General features: G+C 68.9%; 18 protein-coding genes. 14 read left to right on the forward strand and 4 right to left on the reverse strand.

Annotated elements, in window-relative coordinates; all coding sequences use genetic code 11:
- Genes JOE61_RS20540 through JOE61_RS20550 form a run of 3 tightly spaced genes read left to right on the forward strand, consistent with a single transcriptional unit; the run spans position 1 to position 3,355 of the window.
- Complete coding sequence (locus JOE61_RS20540; protein WP_193670915.1) at positions 1-1,272, forward strand: HsdM family class I SAM-dependent methyltransferase; 1,272 nt, start codon at positions 1-3, stop codon at positions 1,270-1,272.
- Positions 1,269-2,441 (forward strand): restriction endonuclease subunit S domain-containing protein, encoded by a 1,173-nt coding sequence (locus JOE61_RS20545; RefSeq protein WP_193670916.1) that lies wholly within the window; start codon positions 1,269-1,271, stop codon positions 2,439-2,441. The genes JOE61_RS20540 and JOE61_RS20545 overlap by 4 nt, the downstream gene beginning before the upstream one ends.
- Entirely contained in the window at positions 2,432-3,355 is a 924-nt protein-coding gene (locus JOE61_RS20550; RefSeq protein WP_193670917.1) for a hypothetical protein, read from the forward strand. Before JOE61_RS20545 ends, JOE61_RS20550 begins: the two co-directional genes overlap by 10 nt.
- A 19-nt stretch (positions 3,356-3,374) precedes the next feature.
- Here the strand turns inward: JOE61_RS20550 and JOE61_RS20555 are convergent, their stop codons facing one another.
- From JOE61_RS20555 to JOE61_RS20570, 4 genes are all read right to left on the reverse strand, one after another.
- Positions 3,375-4,349: a serine/threonine protein kinase gene (locus JOE61_RS20555; protein ID WP_193670918.1), complete on the reverse strand. Its 975-nt coding sequence runs from the start codon at positions 4,347-4,349 to the stop codon at positions 3,375-3,377.
- A gap of 82 nt (positions 4,350-4,431) precedes the next feature.
- Complete coding sequence (locus JOE61_RS20560) at positions 4,432-6,933, reverse strand: DEAD/DEAH box helicase (RefSeq protein ID WP_193670919.1); 2,502 nt, start codon at positions 6,931-6,933, stop codon at positions 4,432-4,434.
- Positions 6,934-7,017: 84 nt separating this feature from the next.
- Positions 7,018-8,430, reverse strand: a complete 1,413-nt coding sequence (locus JOE61_RS20565) for an argonaute/piwi family protein (RefSeq protein ID WP_193670920.1) — start codon at positions 8,428-8,430, stop codon at positions 7,018-7,020.
- Positions 8,427-10,250, reverse strand: coding sequence for an SIR2 family protein (locus JOE61_RS20570; RefSeq protein ID WP_193670921.1), 1,824 nt, complete (start codon positions 10,248-10,250; stop codon positions 8,427-8,429). The genes JOE61_RS20565 and JOE61_RS20570 overlap by 4 nt, the downstream gene beginning before the upstream one ends.
- A gap of 884 nt (positions 10,251-11,134) precedes the next feature.
- Between JOE61_RS20570 and JOE61_RS20575 the strand changes: the two genes are divergently transcribed.
- From JOE61_RS20575 to JOE61_RS20625, 11 genes are all read left to right on the forward strand, one after another.
- Complete coding sequence (locus JOE61_RS20575; protein ID WP_193670922.1) at positions 11,135-11,941, forward strand: alpha/beta fold hydrolase; 807 nt, start codon at positions 11,135-11,137, stop codon at positions 11,939-11,941.
- A 3-nt stretch (positions 11,942-11,944) separates the two neighbouring features.
- Positions 11,945-13,564, forward strand: a complete 1,620-nt coding sequence (locus tag JOE61_RS20580; RefSeq protein WP_227492346.1) for an ATP-binding protein — start codon at positions 11,945-11,947, stop codon at positions 13,562-13,564.
- Between the two features lie 129 nt (positions 13,565-13,693).
- Positions 13,694-16,558, forward strand: a complete 2,865-nt coding sequence (locus tag JOE61_RS20585) for an aconitate hydratase (RefSeq protein WP_193670924.1) — start codon at positions 13,694-13,696, stop codon at positions 16,556-16,558.
- A 35-nt stretch (positions 16,559-16,593) separates the two neighbouring features.
- A complete protein-coding gene (locus JOE61_RS20590) occupies positions 16,594-17,286 on the forward strand; it encodes a TSUP family transporter (RefSeq protein ID WP_307823133.1) in 693 nt (230 codons plus the stop codon).
- A 26-nt stretch (positions 17,287-17,312) separates the two neighbouring features.
- Positions 17,313-17,612, forward strand: a complete 300-nt coding sequence (locus JOE61_RS20595; RefSeq protein WP_193670925.1) for an MTH1187 family thiamine-binding protein — start codon at positions 17,313-17,315, stop codon at positions 17,610-17,612.
- Complete coding sequence (locus tag JOE61_RS20600) at positions 17,609-18,208, forward strand: thioredoxin-like domain-containing protein (RefSeq protein ID WP_193670927.1); 600 nt, start codon at positions 17,609-17,611, stop codon at positions 18,206-18,208. Before JOE61_RS20595 ends, JOE61_RS20600 begins: the two co-directional genes overlap by 4 nt.
- Complete coding sequence (locus JOE61_RS20605) at positions 18,205-20,130, forward strand: M3 family metallopeptidase (protein ID WP_307823134.1); 1,926 nt, start codon at positions 18,205-18,207, stop codon at positions 20,128-20,130. The genes JOE61_RS20600 and JOE61_RS20605 overlap by 4 nt, the downstream gene beginning before the upstream one ends.
- A gap of 7 nt (positions 20,131-20,137) precedes the next feature.
- Entirely contained in the window at positions 20,138-20,545 is a 408-nt protein-coding gene (locus JOE61_RS20610; protein ID WP_193670928.1) for a YjbQ family protein, read from the forward strand.
- Between the two features lie 801 nt (positions 20,546-21,346).
- The gene (locus JOE61_RS20615) at positions 21,347-21,718 is read left to right on the forward strand and encodes a hypothetical protein (RefSeq protein ID WP_193670929.1); all 372 of its coding nucleotides are present in this window, start codon (positions 21,347-21,349) and stop codon (positions 21,716-21,718) included.
- A 24-nt stretch (positions 21,719-21,742) separates the two neighbouring features.
- Positions 21,743-22,168 carry an NUDIX domain-containing protein gene (locus tag JOE61_RS20620; protein ID WP_193670931.1) on the forward strand — a complete coding sequence of 142 codons (426 nt, stop codon included), beginning with the start codon at positions 21,743-21,745 and terminating at the stop codon, positions 22,166-22,168.
- Complete coding sequence (locus tag JOE61_RS20625; protein WP_193670933.1) at positions 22,165-23,109, forward strand: SMP-30/gluconolactonase/LRE family protein; 945 nt, start codon at positions 22,165-22,167, stop codon at positions 23,107-23,109. The genes JOE61_RS20620 and JOE61_RS20625 overlap by 4 nt, the downstream gene beginning before the upstream one ends.
- Positions 23,110-23,120 lie beyond the last annotated feature (11 nt).

Raw genomic sequence — 23,120 nt, forward strand, 5'->3', positions numbered from 1 at the left:
ATGAGCACCCAATCCATTCGAGACACCCTGGTCAGAGCCGGCTATGAGTTCGTTCAGGTCGAGCCACGCATCCCCGACGCCAAGGCGAGCTGGAATCCCGACCTTGTCGCATGGGCCGCCGACGCACGCGGCACGCTCGTGCCATGGCTCGTTGTCGAGACGAAGAAGCAGCACGCCGCGGTCCACCCCGAGGCGGGACTGCCCGCGCTCGCTCGGGCCCGTGACCTGCTCGGCACTGTGGATCACTACGTCGTCGTCAACGACACCGAGTGGTTCCGGGCCGACCCCGGCATCCAACGGTTGGAACGAGTCGACGGCCCCGTCCCGCCCCCCAACGGCGGCGAAGGCGAAATCACTGATGTGGATCTCGCCAGCTCCTTGATCAGCGAAGCCCTGTGGAAGACCACGTCGCGGTCGAGGGATCGACGGGAGCCTTTAGTCGACTACGCCTTCGCATCGGACGTCAGTTTCGACCTCGGTGGCCTGCGCACGGCAACCGGCGCCCGACTTCCGGTCAAGCGCGACGTGCTCTGGCAGGCCCGTCGACGCTCCATCGTCGACTTCGAGCGCCGGGGCAGGGAAGCCGGGATCTACACCAGCCCGAAGGCGATCGCCCAAGCGGTCGCGCGCCTGGCGGGAACGCGCCTTACCTGGGACCTGCTCGATCCGTTCTGCGGCGCGGGTTCGTTCCTCTGGGAGGCCATCGACTACGCCCAGGAGCATCGCACCGGACTCAACACCGTTCTCGGGTACGACATCAACGTGCGCACCGCGGAGGTCGCGCGCTCGATCGGGAACGCGGCGCCCGTGCCGGTAGAGATTGTCGCGGCGGACGCCCTGTCGGCCGACCTCCCGCTCTCCACGTGCGTGGTGTCAGCACCGCCGTTCGGGCTGAGGATTCTGGAGCATCACGAACTCCTTGACGGCTCGACCACCCGCGACGGCGACCTAGTGATCCTGGATCGCATCGTCCGCTTGCTCGGTAGCGGCGGCAGGGCCGTGCTGCACCTGCCCGTCGGGGTCACCTTCAGATCTACCGGCGAGCAGTACCGCCGCTTCCTAGCGTCACGGTTCCGGATCGCAGCCATCCTCGGCCTCCCGTATGGTGCCGTCGCTGGGACGGGGATTCGAACTGTCCTGATGGTGATTGAAGACGCACCGTCAACGGACACCTTTGTCGCGCAACTTGGAGAGGACTGGGAATCGCAGCTTGCCCCTGGTGGTGCTGCGCTGGAAGCCGCACTGGCCCACATCGACGGGCACCGGCCGTGATCAGCACGACCGTCGTGTCGCTTCGGGAGCGACCAACCTGGGATCCCGCAGCGCTGACCGCCGAAGCCCTGCAGTGGCCCGGACCGAGTCGCCACACGTTGCCGCTGCGAGACCTGTCGCGTTCACTTCTCGCTGATGGCTGGGTCGAGCACGACGTCCCGGTCATCACTCCGGCCAGCCTCGACCCCGTCGGTGGTGGTATTCGCAAGCGCAGCCGTAAGTACCGAGGTGCGGCCTTCCAGGTGGGCAGCCAGGAGCGTGGACTCCGGGCTGGCGATGTCCTCGTGCCCATGAACCCGGACCTGCCACTGCTCTTGGTGCGACCCGAACACGTCGGCTCCCTCGTGTCGTCGACCTTCCTTGCGCTTCGTCCCCACGACGGACTGGCCCTTTGGATCTGGGCAGTGCTCACGAGCCGAACGGGGCGGCAGTTCCGCTCGCACCTCGCGGTCGGATCAGCTGGGCGCTCCACCACCAAAGCCGCCCTGCTTGACCTAGAGATCCCCGTGCCGCCCCTGGCCGAGGCCGGCGCGACCGAGGGCCGGCTCCTCGCGATCGAGCAGGGCACCCACCGCGAGGAAGAGGAGGCCGGTGGTACCTGGTGGCGGACCGCCGATCTGACGACGGGCGACTGGTCGATTGCGCTGGCCACGCCCAATCCCGATGTGCTCGACTTCGGTATCCCACTCGGAGACCTTTGCAGCGAGATCGCCCGGGGGAGGGCGGTCCCGCGAGAGGACTACCGCGAGGCGCCGGAGCCCGGCTATCTCGCCGTAACCGACATTGCGGTCCTAGGTGGGAAGCCCGTACGCCGTTGGGTTCCTCTCGAGCCACGCCCTCGCGTCATTGCCCATCCCGGTGACCTGTTTGTCGCGGCGGTTGGTGCCAGGCCCCACGCCGTTGTCGCGATCGCGGAGACCGCGGTCGACCGCAACCTCTTCGTACTGCGACTGCGGGATCCGAGCCTTGGCCCGGCGGTCGCGCACTATCTCAATGGCCAGACCGGGTACGGCCTGCGTCAGGTGCTGCTGACGGGAGACTTCATTCCTGGGATGCGCAAAAACAACCTCGCGCGCCTACCGATCCCAGCCGAGGCCTTGGAGTACACGGGTCGAGCAGAGCCGCTCGTGCCCTTGGACCTGCAGTTGGAGCACGTGCTGTGGGACTGAGTTGCGAACTCTCGCCGCTCGTCTTCGCCGAGCTGTATCGCAAACTGGCAAGCGAGGGCAGCTGCGCCGAGCTGCTCGAAGAGCGGCTGGCCGAAGTCGGCTGGGAACTCTCGTGGCTAGACGAGGCGGCCCAGCGGTACGAGGCGACGTGGCAGGGCAGCCTCAAGGTCGCCGCTGGGCCAGGCGATCTGGTCGCGGTGGGGGCCGAACATGCGGTACTCGCCAGCTGGGTGCTCGCGGCGCTTCGTGGCAGCGGGTCGAGCTATGACTTCGGCGACGAACTGCGCGTGGCAGTCACGACGCGAGCGCTGGCCGAGATTCCGTCGGCTCCAATGGAGCTGCCGAACCAGTGGAAGCCGGTGGTTGTCGGCTGGACGCTTGGCATGGTCGTCGGCGCGGTAGACCAGAACCTGCCCGTCGCCCCCGCCAGGCTTCCAACCGATGACAACGTCCGGGCCGCGTATGAGGGCCTGGTCGAGCATGTTCTGCACTTGAACGACGTTCCTGCGCCATGGCCCGAGATGGCCGGCACCTCCACCTTCTGGCGCGGCACCGGTCTTGCCGAAGGCATGCAGCCTGAAGCCGCTGACGGCCAGCAGGCCATCACCCAGCTCGTCATAGAGGTCCGCCGCATCGTGCCCGAGCACATGGGTCGTCAGATCGGCCAGCACTTCACCCAGTTCGCTGAGAGGCGCAACACGCTCTCCCACGTCGCGGACAAGCCTGGCAAGCCTCGCTTCGTCGACGTCAAGGAGCAGGCGCGCGACTGGAGTCAGATTCGACTCACGATCATGGGCATCACGCAGTTCCTCTGCTCTCAGATTGCCCTCGAGCTAACTGAATCCGCCGGTCGAGTCGTCCGCGAAGGCACGTGGGACGACCTGAAGTGGGAACTGATCGCCTTCGACGACTGAGCGGTGCGCTCGGCTGCGCCTATCGGTCAGCCTCCGGCCCGTAGAGCTTTGGGTGAAGCTCCTTGAGCGACGGCCGGTCAGTTGGGTTGAAGGACAGCGCGCTCTCCACCCATTCGCGCTTGCTGCCGAGCTGGCCCGCGGCAGAAGGATCGAGCCGCAGATGCATCAGGCCCGGTCCCACCATTGCATCCGACGGCTCCAGGCCGGTGAATACGCGGACGGCCACCATGGCGAGCGAGTAGACGTCGGCGGCAGTGGTCACGTCGCGCGCATTGCCCCAGAACTGTTCGGGCGCTGCGTAGCCGAAGGTCCCCATTCCGACGGCGGAGGGCGTCAAGGTCGTGTGCTCGCGACTCCTCGAAAGGTCGAAGTCACAGAGGGCGACGCTCTCGACCATGAGATGGCTGGCCTCGACTCGCTCGACGAGAATGTTGTCCGGCTTGAGGTCACGGTGGATGACGTCGTGCATGTGAGCGAACTCGACAGCATCCACGACCTGGGAGAGGAGCCACGTCCGGACGTCCTTGCCCGTGCGCTGATTCCTATGGCTGCGACCACTGCGGTCGGCCACGCCGTTGCTGAGCGCTCGCGTCAGGCTGGGGCCACGGAAGTCCTGCGCCACCCACGGCAGGGAGCCGTCCAGGTCCCACGCAAGAATGTCCGGCACCCACGGAGACGGCCGAATCTGGTCGTCCCGGGAGAACAAGGTGGCCGGGTAGTCAGTGGCTTTGTCCAACAACCGCAGCTGAATCCGGATGCTCCGCTCGGCGCGGTCCAGCGTGTCGGGGTCCGAGTCGTTGAAGGTCTTGATGACGCACACCCGAGAGCGAGCCTGGTTATCTCCCGTGCCCAGGTAGACCGTTCCTTGCCCACCTCGCTTGATGGCCGCGTGGCAGTAGAAGGAGCCGAGTTGGAGGGGCTCGGCGAGCAACGTCGCATCAGTCGACGCCAGGGCGCGTTGGAAGCGCTGGCTTCCGAAGTCTTCCGTCGTCACGGAGCCATGATGTCAGTCAGCGACGCGGATGAATCTCGATCGGCGTCGGCAACCTCACATCGAGACCGCCCCCCTCGGCGGTTCACGAATCGCGCAGCGCCGACGAGGTGAACTTGTCGGTGAAGTCGTTGGCCGTGAGTCCGAGCGTGGCAAGCAACCGTCCGACGCCAGCTGCGCCCCGGAAGGTATCGGCATCGGCGAGGGCGGTCGCGTAGGCATGGATAGCGTCGCGGAGGTAGTCCAGCTTCTCCTTGGTGATGACGCGGCAGCCGGTCGGGACAGCAGCCTTCTTGTCAAACATCGCGCGAGCGTGCACCAGTACCGGTGTCGCGGTGGCTTTCGCTCCGTATGTCTGCCGGAACCAGTCCATCGCATTGGACAGCTGCTCGGCGTGCTTCTTGTAGACCGGGTGCGACTCCTTGACCTCGTTCTTGGCCTCGATGACGTGGAACGACCCGTCAGTCAGCGCCCATAGGTTGTCAGGTCCACGCCCGGTGTCTCGCTCGGGACGCTGACCAGCGAAGCCGAGGTGATCGGCCAGCTCGTGCCATGCCTGCTCGAACGCCTCGGCGCGTACGCCCCACGCAAGGTCACCCAGCAGCGCATTGACGCCGAGCAGCAACTCGTTCCCGGAGGCGTAGCGCTGCTGCAGGCTAGCTGCCGCGGCCGCACCTTGCTCGAGTGTTGGTGCCGACAGCTTCTCGTAGTCAACGCCGTCCATGGGGCGCAGGACGCTGCGGTTCTTACGGTTGGCCGACTTCTGGGTCTGCTGTGCCCGAGCGGGGTTGACATGATGCTCATATGCCGCGCACTGCTGCAGGACGTAGCCCTTCTCGGCCGGGCCGTCCGCGGCGTCGATCGCTCGCTGCATCGCTGCTAGCGCGTCATTGAAATCGCCAGCTACGGCGTGCTCGAACGCTTCGCGGCTGGCCACTGACAGCTCACTGACGTTGGCCTGGCCGTATCGCAGGGGCGCGAGGGTGGCGCGGCTGATCGCTAGCCAGTCCGGATCACGGTTGAGGCATTGGAGGGCAGCCTCCTTCAGTGCATCCAGGCCGGTACCTTCCAGCTGCGCTGCGACCTGTTCGGACAGCTCGAGCTGGGCGCGGGTGGCGGGGGAGAAGCAGTCGCGAGCTCCGGTGCCGTGCAGGCGCTCAGCCAGCCGGTTGCCGAGCAGGAAGACGACACAGTGGTCGTCGTTGGAGCGGGTCGCGCGGCCCATGCCCTGTTCGAGACGTTGCACCTGTCGCGCCACCAGTAGCTCGGAGCCTGCCAGTTGCGCCTGGTCGACTCGTTCGGTTCCTGACATGGCCTCGGGAAGGCCGTCGACCACGAGAACGTGGCAGGCGTCGCCGGGCAGATCCACACCGTCGTACCGATTGATGAGCACGACCAGACCAAGGCTTGCATTCTGGCGCAGCTGGTCGACGCCCCACGTCAGCGTGTCCTTGTCGAGTACGAACTTGGCATAGGGCAGCCAGTACGCCGCTCGACGAAGGCTCGGCACGATGACGACAACGTTGCGAGTAGCGGCCAGTTCGACGATGAGATCCCGGATCTCATCGTCGGCTGCCGTTGGGTGGGTCTGCTGCGGAACCAGGATCAGACGGTCACCGATATCGCCGGCGCTGGCGGGCGTGATCGGATCGGCCACCGCGGCTGGCTCAGCGCCCAGGTGGCTGACCAAGATGCCGTCGTCGGCGAGTGTTGCCGTCAGATAGATGCGGCGCTCGGCCTGGCCGAACCCGGTCACGATGTCGGAAGGCAGGCACGGCGCTTCGATCTCCAGGGCGTCGGAAGTGAAGACCGCGCGGGAGATCGGCAGAGCATCGGCCACGAGTGGCCATGAGAACTGGAAGTCGTCCTCGCCCGCCAGGCCCTGCAGTGTGGAGAGGACCTCTCGTTGCTTCTCGACCCATGACCAATAAGGGACCTGCTGGACGCCGCTGCTCGACTTTGCCTCCAGCGCGACGAATCCCGCTGGCGATTGATCTTCGAGGGTCGGCGCGAACAGTGCCAGCAGCTTGTCGTAGACGTCATGCGTGCTCGGGATGGCGAGTCGGAAGGCCTGCTCGGCCTTGTTCAGGCAAGCGTGGGCGTCATCGATTATGAGGGTATGCGGGCGGCGAGCTGAGGGCGATCGTCCGGCACTCCCGCTGACGCCGAAGACGGACTTGCCGTTAAACAGTTTCTGGAAGGTGTCGACGAGGATGGCCGACCCCTGGGAGTAGGCGAAGACTTTGGGGTCGTTCACCACGGGGATACCGAGCCTGCCAGCCTCGGCGATGACCTGGTCCACGAGATACTTGTCAGGAACCAGGTAGGCGACGGGGCCCTTGCCCTCAGCCAATGAACTCTTGGCGATCAGGAGGCCGACGACGGTCTTGCCGCCGCCGGTATTGAGCTTGACCACGACGTCGCGCTGGGACCTCCGAGCGAACCACTTCTCCAGGACCTGGTCTTGTGGGCCGCGGAGGAAGTTCATTCCGGGCGGCTTGGTAGGAAGCGCGTTGAAGATGTCGCGCGGGTCGATGAGTGCATCGGCAGCGCGCGACTGGTTCAACGCTCCGAAGTTGATGGCCATGGTCAGGTACCTCCCGCCCCAATGGTCTCAGGAACCCCCGACATCAGCGGAGGACTTTTCACGACGCACGACGAATCGGCGTGCCTACATGAACAGGCGATATGGGTATGCAGCGTCCGGCAGGCCGCTCGTGTGGCCGATCACTCGGGCGAGCGTCTGGGAGTACTTGATCGTCACCGGCAGCGGATCGTAGAGAGCGTCGTTGTTCCAGTCCATCTTCGTCAGCGCCAACACGTCGTCGGCGGTGCGCTCCAAAGGGCCCGATCCGGCATCTCGGGTGACCAGAAGAGGGCTCGGGATGCTCTTTGCGCCCTGGTAGAAGTTCCCGTTGCCCGATGCGAGTCCCGGTGCGGTGCCGTTGACGTAGAGCAGGCCGTCGCGACCGGAGAGGAACTGGAGGGTGCCGCGCTGGACTGGCCAGTTCGCTGGCTTGCTGGGACCTTGGCCCGGGTTTGCTGCCACTAGGTGCACGCCGCGCCACGGTGTCCTGGCCTGCACTCGGACGCACTCGATCTCCTCGCAGGCATCCCAGGCGTCAAAGACGCCGTCGACTTCTTCATCGCGGAAGCGGGTGGTCTTGTGGACGACGATGCGGCTAGGGAGGTTGCCGGCGTGACGGTCTTGGTAGAGACGGACGCTGCGGCTCATCACCGCGCGCATCTGGTCTCGGGTGAGGTGAGGGTTGTCCAGATCGACGCCTTGACCAACGTCGTAGGCGACAAAGTCCATGCCGCCACCGTCAGCGTCGAACACCTGCGAGCAGCACGTCACGAACCCGTCGGCCGTGCCGCCTCGGATGGCGTAGGACAGGCCAACGTAGGCCACGTCGGCGTCGTCGGTTCGGTGGAGGCGCCAAGGGGTCCCGCCGGCTTTGGCGTACAAAGCCATGGAAAGGCGCCAACTGAGGCTGCACGGGTGCTTGAAGCTGAGGGCTCGGTCTTCCCACACGATCTGGGTCGGCAGTCCCAGCGGTGCGGCGAATGCCTTGAGCTGGTCGTGCAGGTCGAACGCGCCGTCCGCCGATACCTTCCACTGGCGCCATGCTGCGGGCAAAGCGATGACCAGCACGTCCCAGTTAGATCGCGTCGTTGCCAGCTGTCTGACGGCGGGCGCCAGCGCCGACGCGATCGCGTTGTGGGGATCTGGAGTATTGGTGAGAGAAGGATCCAACTGCACTTCGGAGCCGTCGGCGGGGCGAAGTCCGACGCCGTAGACCTGGTTGAAGCCCGGATACGGTGGGACGTACTTCCGCCTGTCCGTCGGTTGGTGCTGGCTCAGCAGGCTGCCGAGGAACTGCCTGGTCCGCGCATAAAGCGTGGTCGTGGTGATGAGGGCGAATCGGATATCGGCCGAGCCAAAGGAGTCGCGACTGTAGGGGCCGTGTGTACGGAGCCCGAGGAGCGGATGCTTGTGACTGCCGCCGGCGCCAAAGAGAAGCGAAGGCTCGGCAAGGAGCCGATGCGGCGGCAGCAGGCTGCCCACGACTTGGGTGCTCACGTTGCCTCCCTGCTGTATGCCGTCGTCTTCCCGAGCACGAATGTTCCGCCGACCAAGTCCCGCTCGGTCAGGGTCGACGGCAGCACCGCGACCTCGGTCCGCTCATGTGGCGCGAGCGCTTTGGCCCACGCGTCGATGATGGACGCCCAGCGCTCGTTGCGCCGGTTGACCCAGCGCTCCTTGCGCCAGGCTGACGCCGGGTCCCCGAGACCCTTCTGGCGGTCCTTCTGCGGGAGGGCCGAGACCCAGGTCCTCGGCACGAACAGGAGCCACAGAACACCGAGACGCCACTCCAATGACAGCTCGAGCGCCTCGGCAAAGCGACGGGCCTTCCCATCGATACCACGACCGAGATTCATCGGGCACTGCCCAGTCAACGGGTCGCCGTAGGCCTCCGCCAGAAGCGCGCGCACCTGGGACTGCCCCTGGTCGTCAGGGCGGTCGCCGCGTTCAGGGGCCACGATGAGCCGGTGCCCGGAATCGCGAATCCGGGCCTGCACGGGCAAGTTGCGCGCCAGCCCCCGGGCGAGTGCCTCGTAAACAAGGGCACGCTCGGCGGTCGAGACGTGCTGCGCCAGCGGGCTGATGTCGCATTGCTCAATCTGGCCATCGAGTTGGAGAGCGCTTCGAAGGACTTGCGGGCTTCCCAGAGCGAGCACCTGCCGGCCAGTCGCAACCGCGGCACCGCGCCAGTGCGCCTCGCTGAGCGCCTTGCGCATCTCGACACGATCGGGCGCCGTCGTCAGGGTTGCCCGAAGCGCGTGACTCGGTGCATCGAGCACCGGAAGGGCGTTCATGCGCAGCGCTGGCAGCGAACCACGGTCATGCTGAGGAAACCCGCTATCGACGATCCGCGGCTTGGCCTGGAGATTGTCGACGTAGGCGCGCAGGCTGTCGGGCAACTCGGCCTGGCGGCCGAGCGCGCCCAGGGTCTCGTCGAAGGTCTCGATCTTGACGAAGTAGGCGGCGACGCCGTTTGCCGTGCAGGCTGCGAAGAGTTCCCTGACCGGCGCGAGTAGTGATTCGAGACGGCGTCCCATCCACCATAGGCCGGCCGGAAAGGCGCCTTCGGTGGCCACGGCGTCGTTGAGCATGTCCATCACGCTGGCGTCGCGGCCGCTGTAGCCCATGACCGCGAGCCCGAAACGTCGGCTGGCGTCCAGCACTGCTTGTCGCATCCTGGTGTCCTGCGCCTGCAACTCGGACTCGAGGTTCTTCAGTTCACGGTCGCGGAAGTCCCCGTGGAGCTTGAAGAGGAACGGAAAGTCGTCGTCGCTCAGCGCCAGGTTGGCCTGACCCGGGTTGCCGAGATCGGCGACACCCAACCGGCTGCGCGAACTGTCGTTCAAGGTGACTTGCGCCTGATCGACTGCCTTCTCGATGAGGTCGTCGAAGTTCGTCGTGATCAGGAGGTCGGACAAGCCGGCAGCGACAAAGGCGCCGAGGACTCGCTGTCCGTACGACGGCGACCGTCCTTCGAACAGTGACCGAAGGTGCTGGCGCCGAGCCGTGGCGTCTGGGAGTGCCAGCTGGAACGCCACGCTGTAGGCGGACGGATCGCTGAGCATCGGCATCCCGTTGTGGCCGTCGTAGTACTCACGGATGCGCTCCACGTCCCGCGCTTCGGCGAGCGAGAGTGATTGGCGAACGAGGCCATGTGCATCGGCATACATCCGAAGCAACAGATCCATCATGATGTGGTCGGCTGTCGGTACGCGCGCCGCAGCGCTGGCGCCGGCGCCCAGTAGCCAGCCAACCTTTGCGCCCTGCACGGCCCACTGGCGGGCGAAGGTCCCGAGGTCGGCAACTTGGAGCGACATTGCTGGGGAACCTCCTGCCATGGATGCGTGGATCTGATCGAGCCGTCGTCGGCCCCGAACCTCTGACAGTCAGCTGACCCACCTTGCCACGGAGGAACGACGACCTGCGGGAGGATCGACCGCGGTTCGGGGTTCCTGTTGGTCCTATTAGCGGGCGCGAGCAAAGCACTTTGGGGGTGTACTGGGTACGCACGAGAACGAAAAACGGCGGCTGACCCTGGAAGACGTCGAAAGACGTTTCCGCAGGTCAGCCGCCGTTTTCGGCGACTGCTGACAGAGGCTGAAAAGCCCCGGATCAGATGTCGTAGTAGAGCTCGATCTGACCGGCCCTCTATTCCCAGTCTGTCGCCGCGTCGAAGTTGAGAGGCGGGTCCGTCGACTGGCAGCTTGGAACATGTCGTGCCCTACGGCCCCGTCCTCGCGGGCTATACAAAGCGCGCGGCCCTGCAGAGGCCTACTCGCAAGGGTTGACTTCCACACTTCGGTCGTCGCCGCCATCGGCGACGACCGACGCTGGGGGAGGGTCCACGCGACCTGCGGTCCTTTGCGAGCGTCGGGGACTGCTGACGGCAGGGCGCACTTTGGGCGCACTTTGATTCGCACAGACCCGCAATGGGCACCCGACGCCATCAGTGCCTGAAATCGGCATCGTTGCAGGTCAGCGGCGCGTTTGGCCGCCGATCGCAGTGGAGCGCAAAGATTCGCAATCCCGCGTAACGTCATCGGTGCCTTCCCGATGACGCACCACGTCGAGTGTGTCGCCTTGCTGTCGACTGAGGGAGTCTGACCCTCGACGCAGCCGGATGCCGGTGAGCCGTGGTGCCAGCAGCGGGTATCCGCTCCGAGGGACCCGGCTGGTCCGCGTCAGCTAGAGTCTGACCGCCATGACGATGATCTCTCGGCACCACGTCTCGGTATCGGGACCGCGTGATGCTCAACCGATGCTGTTCGGGCACGGGTTCGGGTGTGACCAGACGATGTGGCGCCACGTCGCGCCAGCGTTCTCGGACCGGTACCGCGTCGTGACGTTCGACCACATGGGGTCGGGAGGGTCCGATGTCTCGGGCTACGACCGGAGCAGGTACGAGGACCTCCACGGCTATGCCTCCGACGTCCTCGAGATCGTGCGGGAGCTCGAGCTCAGCGACGTCGTGTTCGTGGGGCACTCGGTGTCGTCGATGATCGGTGCACTCGCCGCCATCGCGGCGCCCGAGAGGTTCGACGCGCTGGTGATGGTGAGCCCGTCACCGCGCTACATCGACGACATCGACTATCGCGGTGGGTTCGCGCGCGAGGACATCGACGAGCTGCTGGAGGCCTTGGCGAGCAACTACCTCGGCTGGTCCTCGGCGATGGCGCCGGTGATCGTGGGCAACCCGGATCGGCCGGCGCTCGGGGAGGAGCTGACCGCGAGCTTCTGTCGGATGGACCCCGAGATCGCCCGTCAGTTCGCGACCACGACGTTCCTGTCGGACAACCGTGAGGACCTGCCGAAGGTGGCTGTGCCGACGCTGGTCCTGCAGTGCAGTCGCGACGCGATCGCGCCGACACGCGTCGGCCGGTACGTGGCAGACAGCGTGCCGGACGCGACATTCGTGCAGCTCGCCGCGACGGGCCACTGTCCGAACCTCAGCGCTCCTGAGGAGACCATCGCCGCCATCGATGACTTCCTGCGGCGAGGCGAGACATAGGTGATGCTTCCTGACTCCGAGGGTGACTCCCTGTGGGCGAGCCCCGAGGAGGACGGCGGTCTCTCCGGCGGGGCGCCGTTCGGCTACCTGTCGACGACCACCGAAGGGGTGATCGCGCGGGTCAACGCCACCCTCTGCACCTGGCTGGGCATGGAGGCGGGGGACCTTCTCGGTCTCCACCTCACCGAGCTGCTGACGCCCGCCGGCAGGATCTACCACGAGACCCACTACGCCCCCATGATGCAGATGCGGGGATCCGTGCGGGAGATCGCCGTCGACGTCGTCCGTGCGGACGGCAGCAGGCTTCCGGTCCTCCTGAACGCCGGCGTGGTCCGGACGCCCGACGGGGAACCGCACTCGATCCAGGTTGCCGTGTTCGAGGCGACCAGGCGGCGTGCCTACGAGCGCGACCTGGTGCGCGCACGCGACCAGCAGGAGGTCGAGCTCAGGGCCCAGGCCGAGCAGGCGGCGACCGCTACAGCCACCGTCAGCCAGATCATCGACGCGGCCACCAACACGCTCCTGGTGGCCACGGACGCCGATCTGGTCGTCACCCATTTCAACCGCGGCGCCCAGGAGCTGCTCGGGCACGCGGCCGAGGACGTGGTCGGTCAGTCGGCCGAGGGGCTCTTGGACGTGGAGGAAGGTCAACGCCACGCTGATGAGCTCGGTGTCTCGTCCCAGCCCGCGAGCCTCGTCCCGGCGCTGGTGCGCCACGGCGCCCCCCGCGACTGGACTCTGACGACCCGCTCCGGCGAGCGGCGGACCATGTCACTGAGCTTCACCGAGATCCGCGAAGACGATCTGCTGATCGGGTACCTGTGCGCGGGGGAGGACGTCTCGCTGCGACTGCGGCTCGAGGCAGCCCAGCGCGCGGCGCTCGATCGGGAGCTGCAGTCGGTGGCACGGCTCGAACAGGCCGATCGGATGAAGGACGAGGTCGTCTCGACGATCAGCCACGAGCTGCGGACACCCATCGCCTCGATCCAGGGCTACGGGGAGCTCCTCGCCGACGGCGACCTGGGGACGCTGGCACCTGCGCAGGCCGACGCGGTGGCCAAGGTGCTGCGCAACGCGTCGCGGCTCTCCGTGCTCGTCGAGGACCTGCTGCACCTCGACCGTCTCGGAGCCGCCGACGAGGTTCCCCTGCGCCTCGAGCCGAGTGACATGGCGGCGCTGGTCGTGCAGTCGCGCGCCAGTCTCGACCAGGTGCTCCGCACCCGCGACGTGGCACTGAGGGTCCAGGTGCCCGATGTGCCTGTCCTCGTGCACGGCGACACGCGCGCGCTCGAACGGGTGGTGCTCAACCTGGCTGACAACGCCATCAAGTTCACTCCTGACGGCGGGTCGGTCACCCTCACCGTCGCCTCGACTCCAGCAGGGTGCGTGCTCACGGTTGCCGACTCCGGGATCGGGATGTCGGAGGAGGACCGGCTGCGGGTCCGTGAGCGCTTCTACCGCTCATCCGAGGCCTACCGGCGCGCCGTGCCCGGCACCGGCCTCGGACTGAGCGTGGTGGAGTCCATGGTGACCGCCCATGGCGGCACGATGGACATCGAGTCCGCTCACGGGCGAGGAACGACTGTCACCGTGGTCCTGCCCGAGATCGAGGCGAACGGCTGAGCAGTGGTCGAGCGCGGGCGGGTGGCACTGCTGGAGAAGACCCCTTGATGTCGTGTATCTTGACGTCAAGAGATGTGGTCGACGGGTAAGGGTGCCCTTCCTTTGCTGGCTCCCCGGCCCGGCGGCAAGATGAGGCGCAAGCAGCGCCCGTCATCGCAGACGCGACAGAGGAGATGTTGGTCAGTGGCAAGCAAGGACAGCTTCGGTGCCAAGAGCACCCTCGACGTGGACGGCACGTCGTACGAGATCTTCCGCCTCGACGCGGTCAAGGGTGACGGCCTCGACGTCGCCAGCCTCCCCTTCAGCCTCAAGGTGCTGCTCGAGAACCTCCTGCGCACCGAGGACGGCTCCGACATCACCGCCGAGGACATCAAGGCGATCGCCGGCTGGGACGCCGACGCCGACCCCTCGCAGGAGATCCAGTTCACGCCGGCGCGCGTGATCATGCAGGACTTCACCGGCGTGCCCTGCGTCGTCGACCTCGCCACGATGCGCGAGGCGATGGCCGACCTGGGCGGCGACCCGACCAAGATCAACCCCCTCGCGCCCGCCGAGATGGTCATCGACCACTCCGTGATCGCCGACGTCTTCGGCACCCCCGAGGCGTTCGAGCGCAACGTCGAGATCGAGTACGAGCGCAACCGCGAGCGCTACCAGTTCCTGCGGTGGGGCCAGGGCGCCTTCGACGACTTCAAGGTCGTCCCGCCGGGCACCGGCATCGTGCACCAGGTCAACATCGAGCACCTGGCCCGCACCGTGTTCACCCGCGAGGTCGACGGCGAGCTCCTCGCCTACCCCGACACCTGCGTCGGCACCGACTCGCACACCACCATGGTCAACGGCATCGGCGTCGTCGGCTGGGGCGTGGGCGGCATCGAGGCCGAGGCCGCGATGCTCGGCCAGCCGGTCTCCATGCTGATCCCGCGCGTGGTCGGCTTCAAGCTCAACGGCGACCTGCCCGAGGGCGCGACCGCCACCGACCTGGTGCTCACGATCACCGAGATGCTGCGCAAGCACGGCGTGGTCGGCAAGTTCGTGGAGTTCTACGGCCCCGGCGTCTCCGCGCTGCCGCTGGCCAACCGCGCCACGATCGGCAACATGAGCCCCGAGTTCGGCTCCACCATCGCGGTCTTCCCGATCGACGAGGAGACCACCAAGTACCTCGAGCTCACCGGCCGCAGCGCCGAGCAGATCGCGCTGGTCGAGGCCTACGCCAAGGAGCAGGGCCTCTGGCACGACCCCTCGGCCGAGCCGCGCTACTCCGAGAAGCTCGAGCTCGACCTGGCCACGGTCGTCCCGTCGCTGGCCGGGCCCAAGCGCCCCCAGGACCGCGTCGCGCTCTCGGAGGCCAAGCAGGGCTTCCGCGGCGCGCTGGCCGACTACGTCGACCACGAGCACCAGGACACCAACGGCTACGACGAGTCCGTCGAGGAGACCTTCCCGGCCTCCGACCCCGCCACCAGCAACGGCGGCGGCCAGGCCGAGGCGCCGAAGAACTACCTCTCGGCGGCCCCCGCCGACGGCGGGCGGCCCAGCAGCCCGGTGCACGTCACCCTCGAGGACGGCACCGAGTTCGAGCTCGACCACGGCGCCGTCGCGATCGCGGCGATCACCTCCTGCACCAACACCTCCAACCCGTCGGTGATGATCGGCGCGGCGCTGGTGGCCAAGAAGGCCGTGGAGAAGGGCCTGCAGCGCAAGCCGTGGGTCAAGACCACCCTGGCCCCGGGCTCGAAGGTCGTCTCGGACTACTACGAGAAGGCCGGCCTGACGCCGTACCTCGACAAGCTCGGCTTCAACCTCGTCGGCTACGGCTGCACCACGTGCATCGGCAACTCGGGCCCGCTCATCCCCGAGGTCTCCGCCGCGGTCAACGAGAAGGACCTCGCGGTCGTCTCGGTGCTCTCGGGCAACCGCAACTTCGAGGGCCGGATCAACCCCGACGTGAAGATGAACTACCTGGCCTCGCCGCCGCTGGTGGTCGCCTACGCGCTGGCCGGCTCGATGGACCTCGACCTGTTCAACGACCCGCTGGGCCAGGACACCGAGGGCAACGACGTCTTCATGAAGGACATCTGGCCCACGGCCGCCGAGATCGAGGAGGTCGTCGGCTCGGCCATCACCTCCGAGATGTTCGACGACGGCTACTCCGACGTCTTCGCCGGTGACGAGCAGTGGCGCTCGCTGCCCACCCCGGAGGGCAAGACCTTCGAGTGGGACCCCGAGTCCACCTACGTCCGCAAGCCTCCCTACTTCGACGGGATGCCCGACGAGCCGGAGGCCGTCACCGACATCGAGGGCGCGCGCGTGCTCCTCAAGCTCGGCGACTCGGTCACCACCGACCACATCTCGCCCGCGGGCGCGATCAAGAAGGACAGCCCGGCGGGCACGTACCTCGCCGAGCACGGCGTGCAGCAGCGCGACTTCAACTCCTACGGCTCGCGCCGAGGCAACCACGAGGTCATGATCCGCGGCACGTTCGCCAACATCCGCCTGCGCAACCAGCTGGCGCCGGGCACCGAGGGTGGCTTCACCCGCGACTTCACGGGTGAGGGCGAGGTGACCTCGGTCTTCGAGGCCTCGGAGAAGTACGTCGCCGCCGGCACCCCGCTGGTCGTGCTCGCGGGCAAGGAGTACGGCTCCGGCTCCTCGCGCGACTGGGCCGCCAAGGGCACCGCGCTGCTGGGCGTCAAGGCCGTCATCGCCGAGTCCTACGAGCGCATCCACCGCTCGAACCTGATCGGCATGGGCGTGCTGCCCCTGCAGTTCCCCGAGGGCGAGTCGGCCGAGTCGCTGGGCCTGACCGGCGAGGAGACCTTCTCCATCACCGGGGTCACCGAGCTCAACGACGGCACCACGCCGCGCACGGTCAAGGTGAAGGCTGGCGACGTCGAGTTCGACGGGGTCGTGCGCATCGACACCCCGGGTGAGGCGAACTACTACCGCAACGGCGGCATCATGCAGTACGTCCTGCGCAACCTGCGCCGGGGCTGATCCTGCTCGGTCTGACCGCACCTGCGCTGCTCACGGTGGCCCTGGCCCTCCTGGCCGGGGCCACCGTGCAGTCGTTGGTGGGCCTGGGGCTCGGGCTCGTCAGTGCGCCGGTGATCACCCTCGTCGAGCCACGGCTGATGCCCGAGCTGATGCTCTGGCTGGCCTTCGCGCTGCCCTTCGTCACCCTCGCCTCCGAGCGCGAGGACATCGACTGGCACGGCCTGGGCTGGTCCCTGCCCTCGCGCATCGTCGGCACCGCGGTCGGCGTGCTCGCCGTGACCGTGCTCGAGCCCCGGCTGCTGGGGGTGGCGGTCGGTGCGATGGTGCTGGTCGCCGTGCTGCTGACCTGGCGCACGGTCGTCGTCCCGCTGACGCGCACCTCGCTGGTGGTGGCCGGCGCCGTCTCCGGCGTGACCGGCACCGCCACCTCCATCGGCGGCCCGCCGCTGGCGCTGCTCTACCAGCACCAGCCGGCCCGCACGATCCGCACGACGCTGGCCGTCTACTTCATGGTCGGCGCCGCCCTGTCGCTCGCCGGGCTCGGCCTGGCCGGACAGCTCGACGTCCACTCGCTCCTCCTGGCCCTCCTGCTCGCGCCGGTGCTCGCGGTCGGTGCCGCCCTCGGGAGGGTCCTGCGCCCGCGTCTGCCCGAGGCCCGGGTGCGTGGCGTCGTGCTCGTCGTCTGCGCCTCCTCCGCCCTGGTCCTCCTGGTCCGCAGCCTCGTCTGATCCACCGCACGGCTACCGTTCGCCCCATGATCGTGGCCTTCAGCATCTCGCCCACCGCCGCCGACGAGACCGGCAGCGTCTCGGAGGCGGTCGCCGCCGCCGTACGCGTCGTCAAGGAGTCCGGCCTGCCCTACGAGCTGAACTCGATGTTCACCAACGTCGAGGGGGAGTGGGACGAGGTGATGGCCGTCGTCAAGCGCGCCGTCGACGTCGTCGCCGAGGTCTCCCCGCGGGTCGGGCTGGTGCTCAAGGCCGACATCCGTCCCGGCTGGGACGGCCAGCTCAGCGCCAAGGTCGAGCGGGTCGAGCGGCTCCTCGACCAGTGAGCGAGGTCGCGCCGCAGCCGCGCGACCGCGCGCCGCTGGTGGCGCTGCTGGTCACGCTGCTGCTCGCCGCGCTGATCGTCACGGCCGCGGCGGTCGTGCCGCGCCTGCTCGCGGAGCCGGTCGACCGCACGCTCGACCAGGTGCGAGTCTACGAGGACCTGCCGACCACCCACGTCGACGGCGACGTCGACTACGCGCAGGACCCGCCGGTCGGCGGCCAGCACGCCGACCGGTGGCTCGACTGCGGCGCCTACGAGACCCAGGTGCGCGCCGAGAACGTGGTGCACGACCTCGAGCACGGCACCGTGCTTGTCACCTACCGCCCGGACACCTCGACCGCCGACGTCGAGAGGCTCGAGGCGCTGCTGCCCGACAACGGCATCCTCTCGCCGTGGGACGGGCTGGACGCGCCGGTGGTGGTGACGGTGTGGGGCCGCCAGCTCGCGCTCACCGGCGCCGACGACCCGCGGCTGCCGCTGTTCATCGACACCTTCGGCGCCGGGGAGACCGCCCCCGAGCCGTTCGCCAGCTGTGCCGGCGGGCTCCCCGACGCCGACGGTTCGCAGGGGGAGGGGATGGGTAGCCTGCCGACGTGACTCCCACCCCGCTCGTCCTGCCACCCGCCGACGACACCGCCGGCTGGTCGTCGTTCCTGACCGAGCGCACCGCCGCGCCGCTCGCCGAGGCGGCCCGCACCGCCGAGGCGCTGCGGGCCATGGAGCCCGGCACGGCGCAGGCCCTGGCCCTGTGGAACGACCTGCACGTGGCGCTGGCGAACGCCTTCGCGGCCTCCTCGCTGCTCAGCCAGGTGCACCCCGACGGGGACCTGCGTGACGCCGCCGAGGCCGCCGAGCAGGAGGCGAACCGCTTCCGCACCGCGCTGATGCTCGACCCCGAGGTCTTCGCCCGGCTCGAGGCGGTGCCCCGCGAGGGTCTCGACGACGCCGCCTGGCGCGTGCTCGACGACGCGCTGCGCTCCTTCCGCCGCGCCGGCGTCGACCGCGACGACGCGACCCGCGAGCGGCTGCGGGTGCTGGGCGAGCGCGAGGACGACCTGGCGCAGGCCTTCGGCCGCCACATCCGCGACGGGGCCCGCACCACCGGGGTGCCCGCCAGCGCCCTAGAGGGCCTGCCCGCCGACTACGTCGAGGCGCACCCGGTCGACGACGACGGCACCGTCGCCATCACCACCGACTACCCCGACACGCACCCGTTCCTCACCTTCTCCACCGACGCCGAGGCCCGCCGCACCGTGATGGGCGCCTTCCTCGACCTGGCCTGGCCCGAGAACGACGAGGTGCTGCAGGAGCTGCTCGCGGTGCGCGACGAGCGCGCCCGCCTGCTCGGGTACGACGGCTGGCCCGCCTTCGACGCCGAGGTCAAGATGATCGGCACCGGCGCTGCGATCGCCGACTTCATCGACCAGATCACCCACGACGCCACCGCCGCGGCCGAGCGCGACGCCGCGCTGCTGCTCGAGCGGGCCCGCCTCGACCAGCCCGGGCTGGAGCGGCTCGACGTCTCCGGCGCGCGGTTCTACACCGAGGCCGTGCGCCGCGAGCGCTACGAGGTCGACGCCCAGGAGGTGCGTCGCTACTTCGACTTCACCCGCGTGCGCCAGGGCCTCCTCGACGTCACCGGCCGGCTCTTCGGGCTGACCTGGACCCCCGTCGACGACGCGCCGACCTGGCACGCCGAGGTGGCGGCGTACGACGTCGCGCTGGAGGGGGCCGGCGAGCCCCTCGGGCGGATCTACCTCGACCTGCACCCCCGCCCGGGCAAGTACAACCACGCCGCGCAGTTCGACCTCGTCAGCGGCGTGGCCGGGCGCCAGCTGCCCGAGGGCGTGCTGGTCTGCAACTTCGGTCGCGGGCTGATGGAGCACTCCGAGGTCGTGACCCTCTTCCACGAGTTCGGCCACCTGCTCCACCACGTGCTCGCCGGGCGCCACGACTGGGTGCGCTTCTCCGGCGTGGCCACGGAGTGGGACTTCGTCGAGGCGCCCAGCCAGATGCTCGAGGAGTGGGCGTGGGACGCCGGCGTGCTCGCCGGCTTCGCCACCGACGAGGCGGGTCAGGCGATCCCGCCCGAGCTGGTCGAGCGGATGCGCGCCGCCGAGGAGTTCGGCAAGGGCGTCCACGCGCGCACCCAGATGTACTACGCCTCGGTCTCCTACCGCTTCCACGCCGAGCTGCCCGCCGACCTGACCGCCCGCTCGCTCGAGCTGTCCGAGCAGTACGCCGTGTGGGCGGCGCTGCCGGGCTCGCACTTCCACTGCGGCTTCGGCCACCTGGGCGGCTACACCTCGGCGTACTACACCTACATGTGGAGCCTGGTGATCGCGAAGGACCTCTTCTCGGCCTTCGACCCCGGTGACCTGTTCGCACCCGAGGTGGCGCTGCGCTACCGCGACCGGGTGCTGGCGGCCGGCGGCAGCAAGGACGCCGCCGACCTGGTCGAGGACTTCCTCGGCCGTCCCTACGAGCCCACGGCCTTCACGGCCTGGCTGGAGAGGTGAGACAGAGATGGACTCCGAGACCTGCAGCATCCACACCGGCGGCCGCGACGTGGTCGTCGACCTGACGCGCGAGGCCGAGCAGTGGTGCGCCGGACGAGGTGACGGGCTGCTGCACGTCTTCGTGCCGCACGCCACCGCCGGCATCGCCATCCTCGAGACCGGCGCCGGCAGCGACGACGACCTGATCGCCGCGCTCGGCGACCTGCTGCCCGCCGACGACCGCTGGCAGCACCAGCACGGCACCCCCGGCCACGGCCGCTCCCACGTGATGCCGGCCCTGGTGCCGCCGTACGCCACGGTGCCGGTGCTCGACGGACAGCTCGCGCTCGGCACCTGGCAGAGCATCTGCCTGGTCGACCTCAACGTCGACAACCCCGACCGCAAGGTCCGCTTCAGCTTCCTCACCTCCGCCTGACCCACCCCGCTGGTCGAGCAGTGACGAGCGCCAGCGAGGAGCGTCGCCTCCGCTGGTCGAGCAGTGACGAGCGCCAGCGAGGAGCGTCGCCGAGACCTGGCGAGTGGCGCGCCCGCCGTACGCCATGGGCTCACGGGGTCTCGGCGTCGCTCGAGCCTTCGGCCCTCGCTGCTCGACCAACGGCGGTGGTCGTTGGTCGAGCAGTGAGGAGCGTCAGCGAGGAGCGTCGCCGAGACCCGGCGAGGTGCCCGCGCGCCGTACGCCATGGGGTCACGGGGTCTCGGCGTCGCTCGAGCCTTCGGCCCTCGCTGCTCGACCAACGGCGGTGGTCGTTGGTCGAGCAGTGACGAGCGCCAGCGAGGAGCGTCGCCGAGACCCGGCGAGGTGCCCGCGCGCAGTACGCCGGGTGGTTGCGGGGTCTCGGCGTCGCTCGAGCCTTCGGCCCTCGCTGCTCGACCAACGGCGGTGGTCGTTGGTCGAGCAGTGACGAGCGCCAGCGAGGAGCGTCGCCGAGACCTGGGGAGTGGCGCGCCCGCCGTACGCCATGGGCTCACGGGGTCTCGGCGTCGCTCGAGCCTTCGGTCCTCGCTGCTCGACCAACGGCGGTGGTCGTTGGTCGAGCAGTGACGAGCGCCAGCGAGGAGCGTCGCCGAGACCTGGGGAGTGGCGCGCCCGCCGTACGCCATGGGCTCACGGGGTCTCGGCGTCGCTCGAGCCTTCGGCCCTCGCTGCTCGACCAACGGCGGGGCCTCGCCGCACGGTCCACTGGCTCTCGAACGTGCGTTCGAGTAGGGTGGGGGCATGCCCACCCACGTCGCCCCGCCGGGCTGGCCGGTCGAGGTGCGTCCGCCGGACGCGCCCGACTGGGAGGCCACGGCGGCCAGCTGGTTGCTCGACCTGTGCCCGCCCGACTTCCGCGGCTACCCGGGGCTGCGCAAGCACGTCGTGGTGCTGGCCCGCTTCGCGGTGCTGCACGTCGAGGCCGGCCAGGCCGCGGCGCGGCGCGGGCTGAGCGAGGCGCGGTCGGAGCTGCGCGACGTCGCCACCCCCGACGTGATCGAGGCCGCGGTGCAGACCTGGCTGATCGAGGACGCCCGGCTCGCCGGCGTACGCCGCGCGGTCGGGCTGGTCGAGGAGGCCCTGCGAGGTCGGCGCTTCATCGCGCGGCTGTGAGCGCCCGCCCCTAGGGTGGGGCGCGTGCACCGGTTCTCGAGCGTGGCCCTGGTCGACCGCCGGGGCTGGCTGCTGATGCAGGAGCGCGACGAGCACCCGGTCATCGATCCCGAGAAGTGGGGCCTGCCGGGCGGCTCGATCGAGCCGGGGGAGACCCCCGAGCAGGCGGCCTACCGCGAGCTCGCCGAGGAGACCGGTGTCGAGCTGGGCTCCGGCCTGCAGGCGGCGGGGGAGTGGACGTTCCACAGCCCCGCCTGCGGCGGTGACGACACCGTGCACCTCTTCGCCGGCGCCACCGACCTGGGCGACGCCGACATCGTCTGCGGTGAGGGTCGCCAGATGGTCTTCGTCGCCCCACGTGCGGTCCTGGAGAAGGACCTGACCGTCTCGGGCCGGCTGCTGCTGCCCGTCTTCCTGACCTCGCCCCTCTACGACAGGCTGTGCCAGTGACCACCTCCGCGACCCCCACGAGACTCGAGATCCACCCGCTGCCCGGCCACGGTGCCGAGGACGTGCTGGTGCTGCCCGACGGCCCGCACGAGGGGTCGGTGCTCTCCGGCACCGAGGACGGCGCGATCTTCCGGCTCTCCCACGACGGGCGCCGCATCGACCGGGTCGCCCACACCGGCGGCCGGCCGCTGGGTCTCGAGCTGCACCCCGACGGGCGGCTGCTCGTCTGCGACGCCCACCGGGGGCTGTTGCGCGTCGACCTGGCCAGCGGCGACGTCGAGCAGGTGGTCCACGAGGTCGGTGGGCGCGAGATGGTCTTCTGCAACAACGCCGCGATCGCCTCCGACGGCACCGTGTGGTTCAGCGACTCCTCGACGCGCTTCTCCATCGAGCAGTGGAAGGACGACTTCGTCCAGGACACCCGCACCGGCCGGCTGCTGCGGCTCGACACCAACGGCGAGGTCAGCGTCGTGCTCGACGGGCTGGCCTTCGCCAACGGCGTCGCGCTGGCCGCCGACGAGTCCTTCGTGGTCGTCGCCGAGACCGGGGCGCGCACCCTGGTGCGCCACTGGATCACCGGCGAGCGGGCCGGGAGCCGCGACCTGCTGGTCGCCGACCTGCCCGGCTACCCCGACAACATCGCCCGCGGCAGCGACGGGCTGATCTGGGTCGCCGTCGCCAGCCCCCGCGACCCGGTCGTCGAGCGGCTGCAGCAGGGTCCGCCGTGGCTGCGCCGCCAGGTGACGCGGATCCCGCAGCGGCTGCAGCCCAAGCCCGCCCGCACCTGCCGGGTCCAGGCCTACGACGACACGGGCCGCCTGGTGCACGACCACGACCTGCCGGCCGAGGGCTTCCACATGGCCACGGGGGTCCGCGAGCGCGACGGGGACGTGTGGATCGGCAGCCTCCTGGAGCCCGCCGTCGCGGTTCTGCGCCGATGAGGGACGCCCCC

Origin of the sequence: Nocardioides salarius, from assembly GCF_016907435.1 — a bacterium.
In the GTDB taxonomy this organism is placed as follows: domain Bacteria; phylum Actinomycetota; class Actinomycetes; order Propionibacteriales; family Nocardioidaceae; genus Nocardioides; species Nocardioides salarius.

Bases quoted from the DNA above. Each gene is read 5' to 3' on its own strand.
- JOE61_RS20540 (WP_193670915.1), top strand. From the start codon at position 1: ATGAGCACCCAATCCATTCGAGACACCCTGGTCAGAGCCGGCTATGAG.
- JOE61_RS20560 (WP_193670919.1), bottom strand. From the start codon at position 6,933: ATGGCCATCAACTTCGGAGCGTTGAACCAGTCGCGCGCTGCCGATGCA.
- JOE61_RS20570 (WP_193670921.1), bottom strand. From the start codon at position 10,250: ATGTCGCTCCAAGTTGCCGACCTCGGGACCTTCGCCCGCCAGTGGGCC.
- JOE61_RS20575 (WP_193670922.1), top strand. From the start codon at position 11,135: ATGACGATGATCTCTCGGCACCACGTCTCGGTATCGGGACCGCGTGAT.
- JOE61_RS20580 (WP_227492346.1), top strand. From the start codon at position 11,945: ATGCTTCCTGACTCCGAGGGTGACTCCCTGTGGGCGAGCCCCGAGGAG.
- JOE61_RS20585 (WP_193670924.1), top strand. From the start codon at position 13,694: ATGAGGCGCAAGCAGCGCCCGTCATCGCAGACGCGACAGAGGAGATGT.
- JOE61_RS20595 (WP_193670925.1), top strand. From the start codon at position 17,313: ATGATCGTGGCCTTCAGCATCTCGCCCACCGCCGCCGACGAGACCGGC.
- JOE61_RS20610 (WP_193670928.1), top strand. From the start codon at position 20,138: ATGGACTCCGAGACCTGCAGCATCCACACCGGCGGCCGCGACGTGGTC.
- JOE61_RS20615 (WP_193670929.1), top strand. From the start codon at position 21,347: ATGCCCACCCACGTCGCCCCGCCGGGCTGGCCGGTCGAGGTGCGTCCG.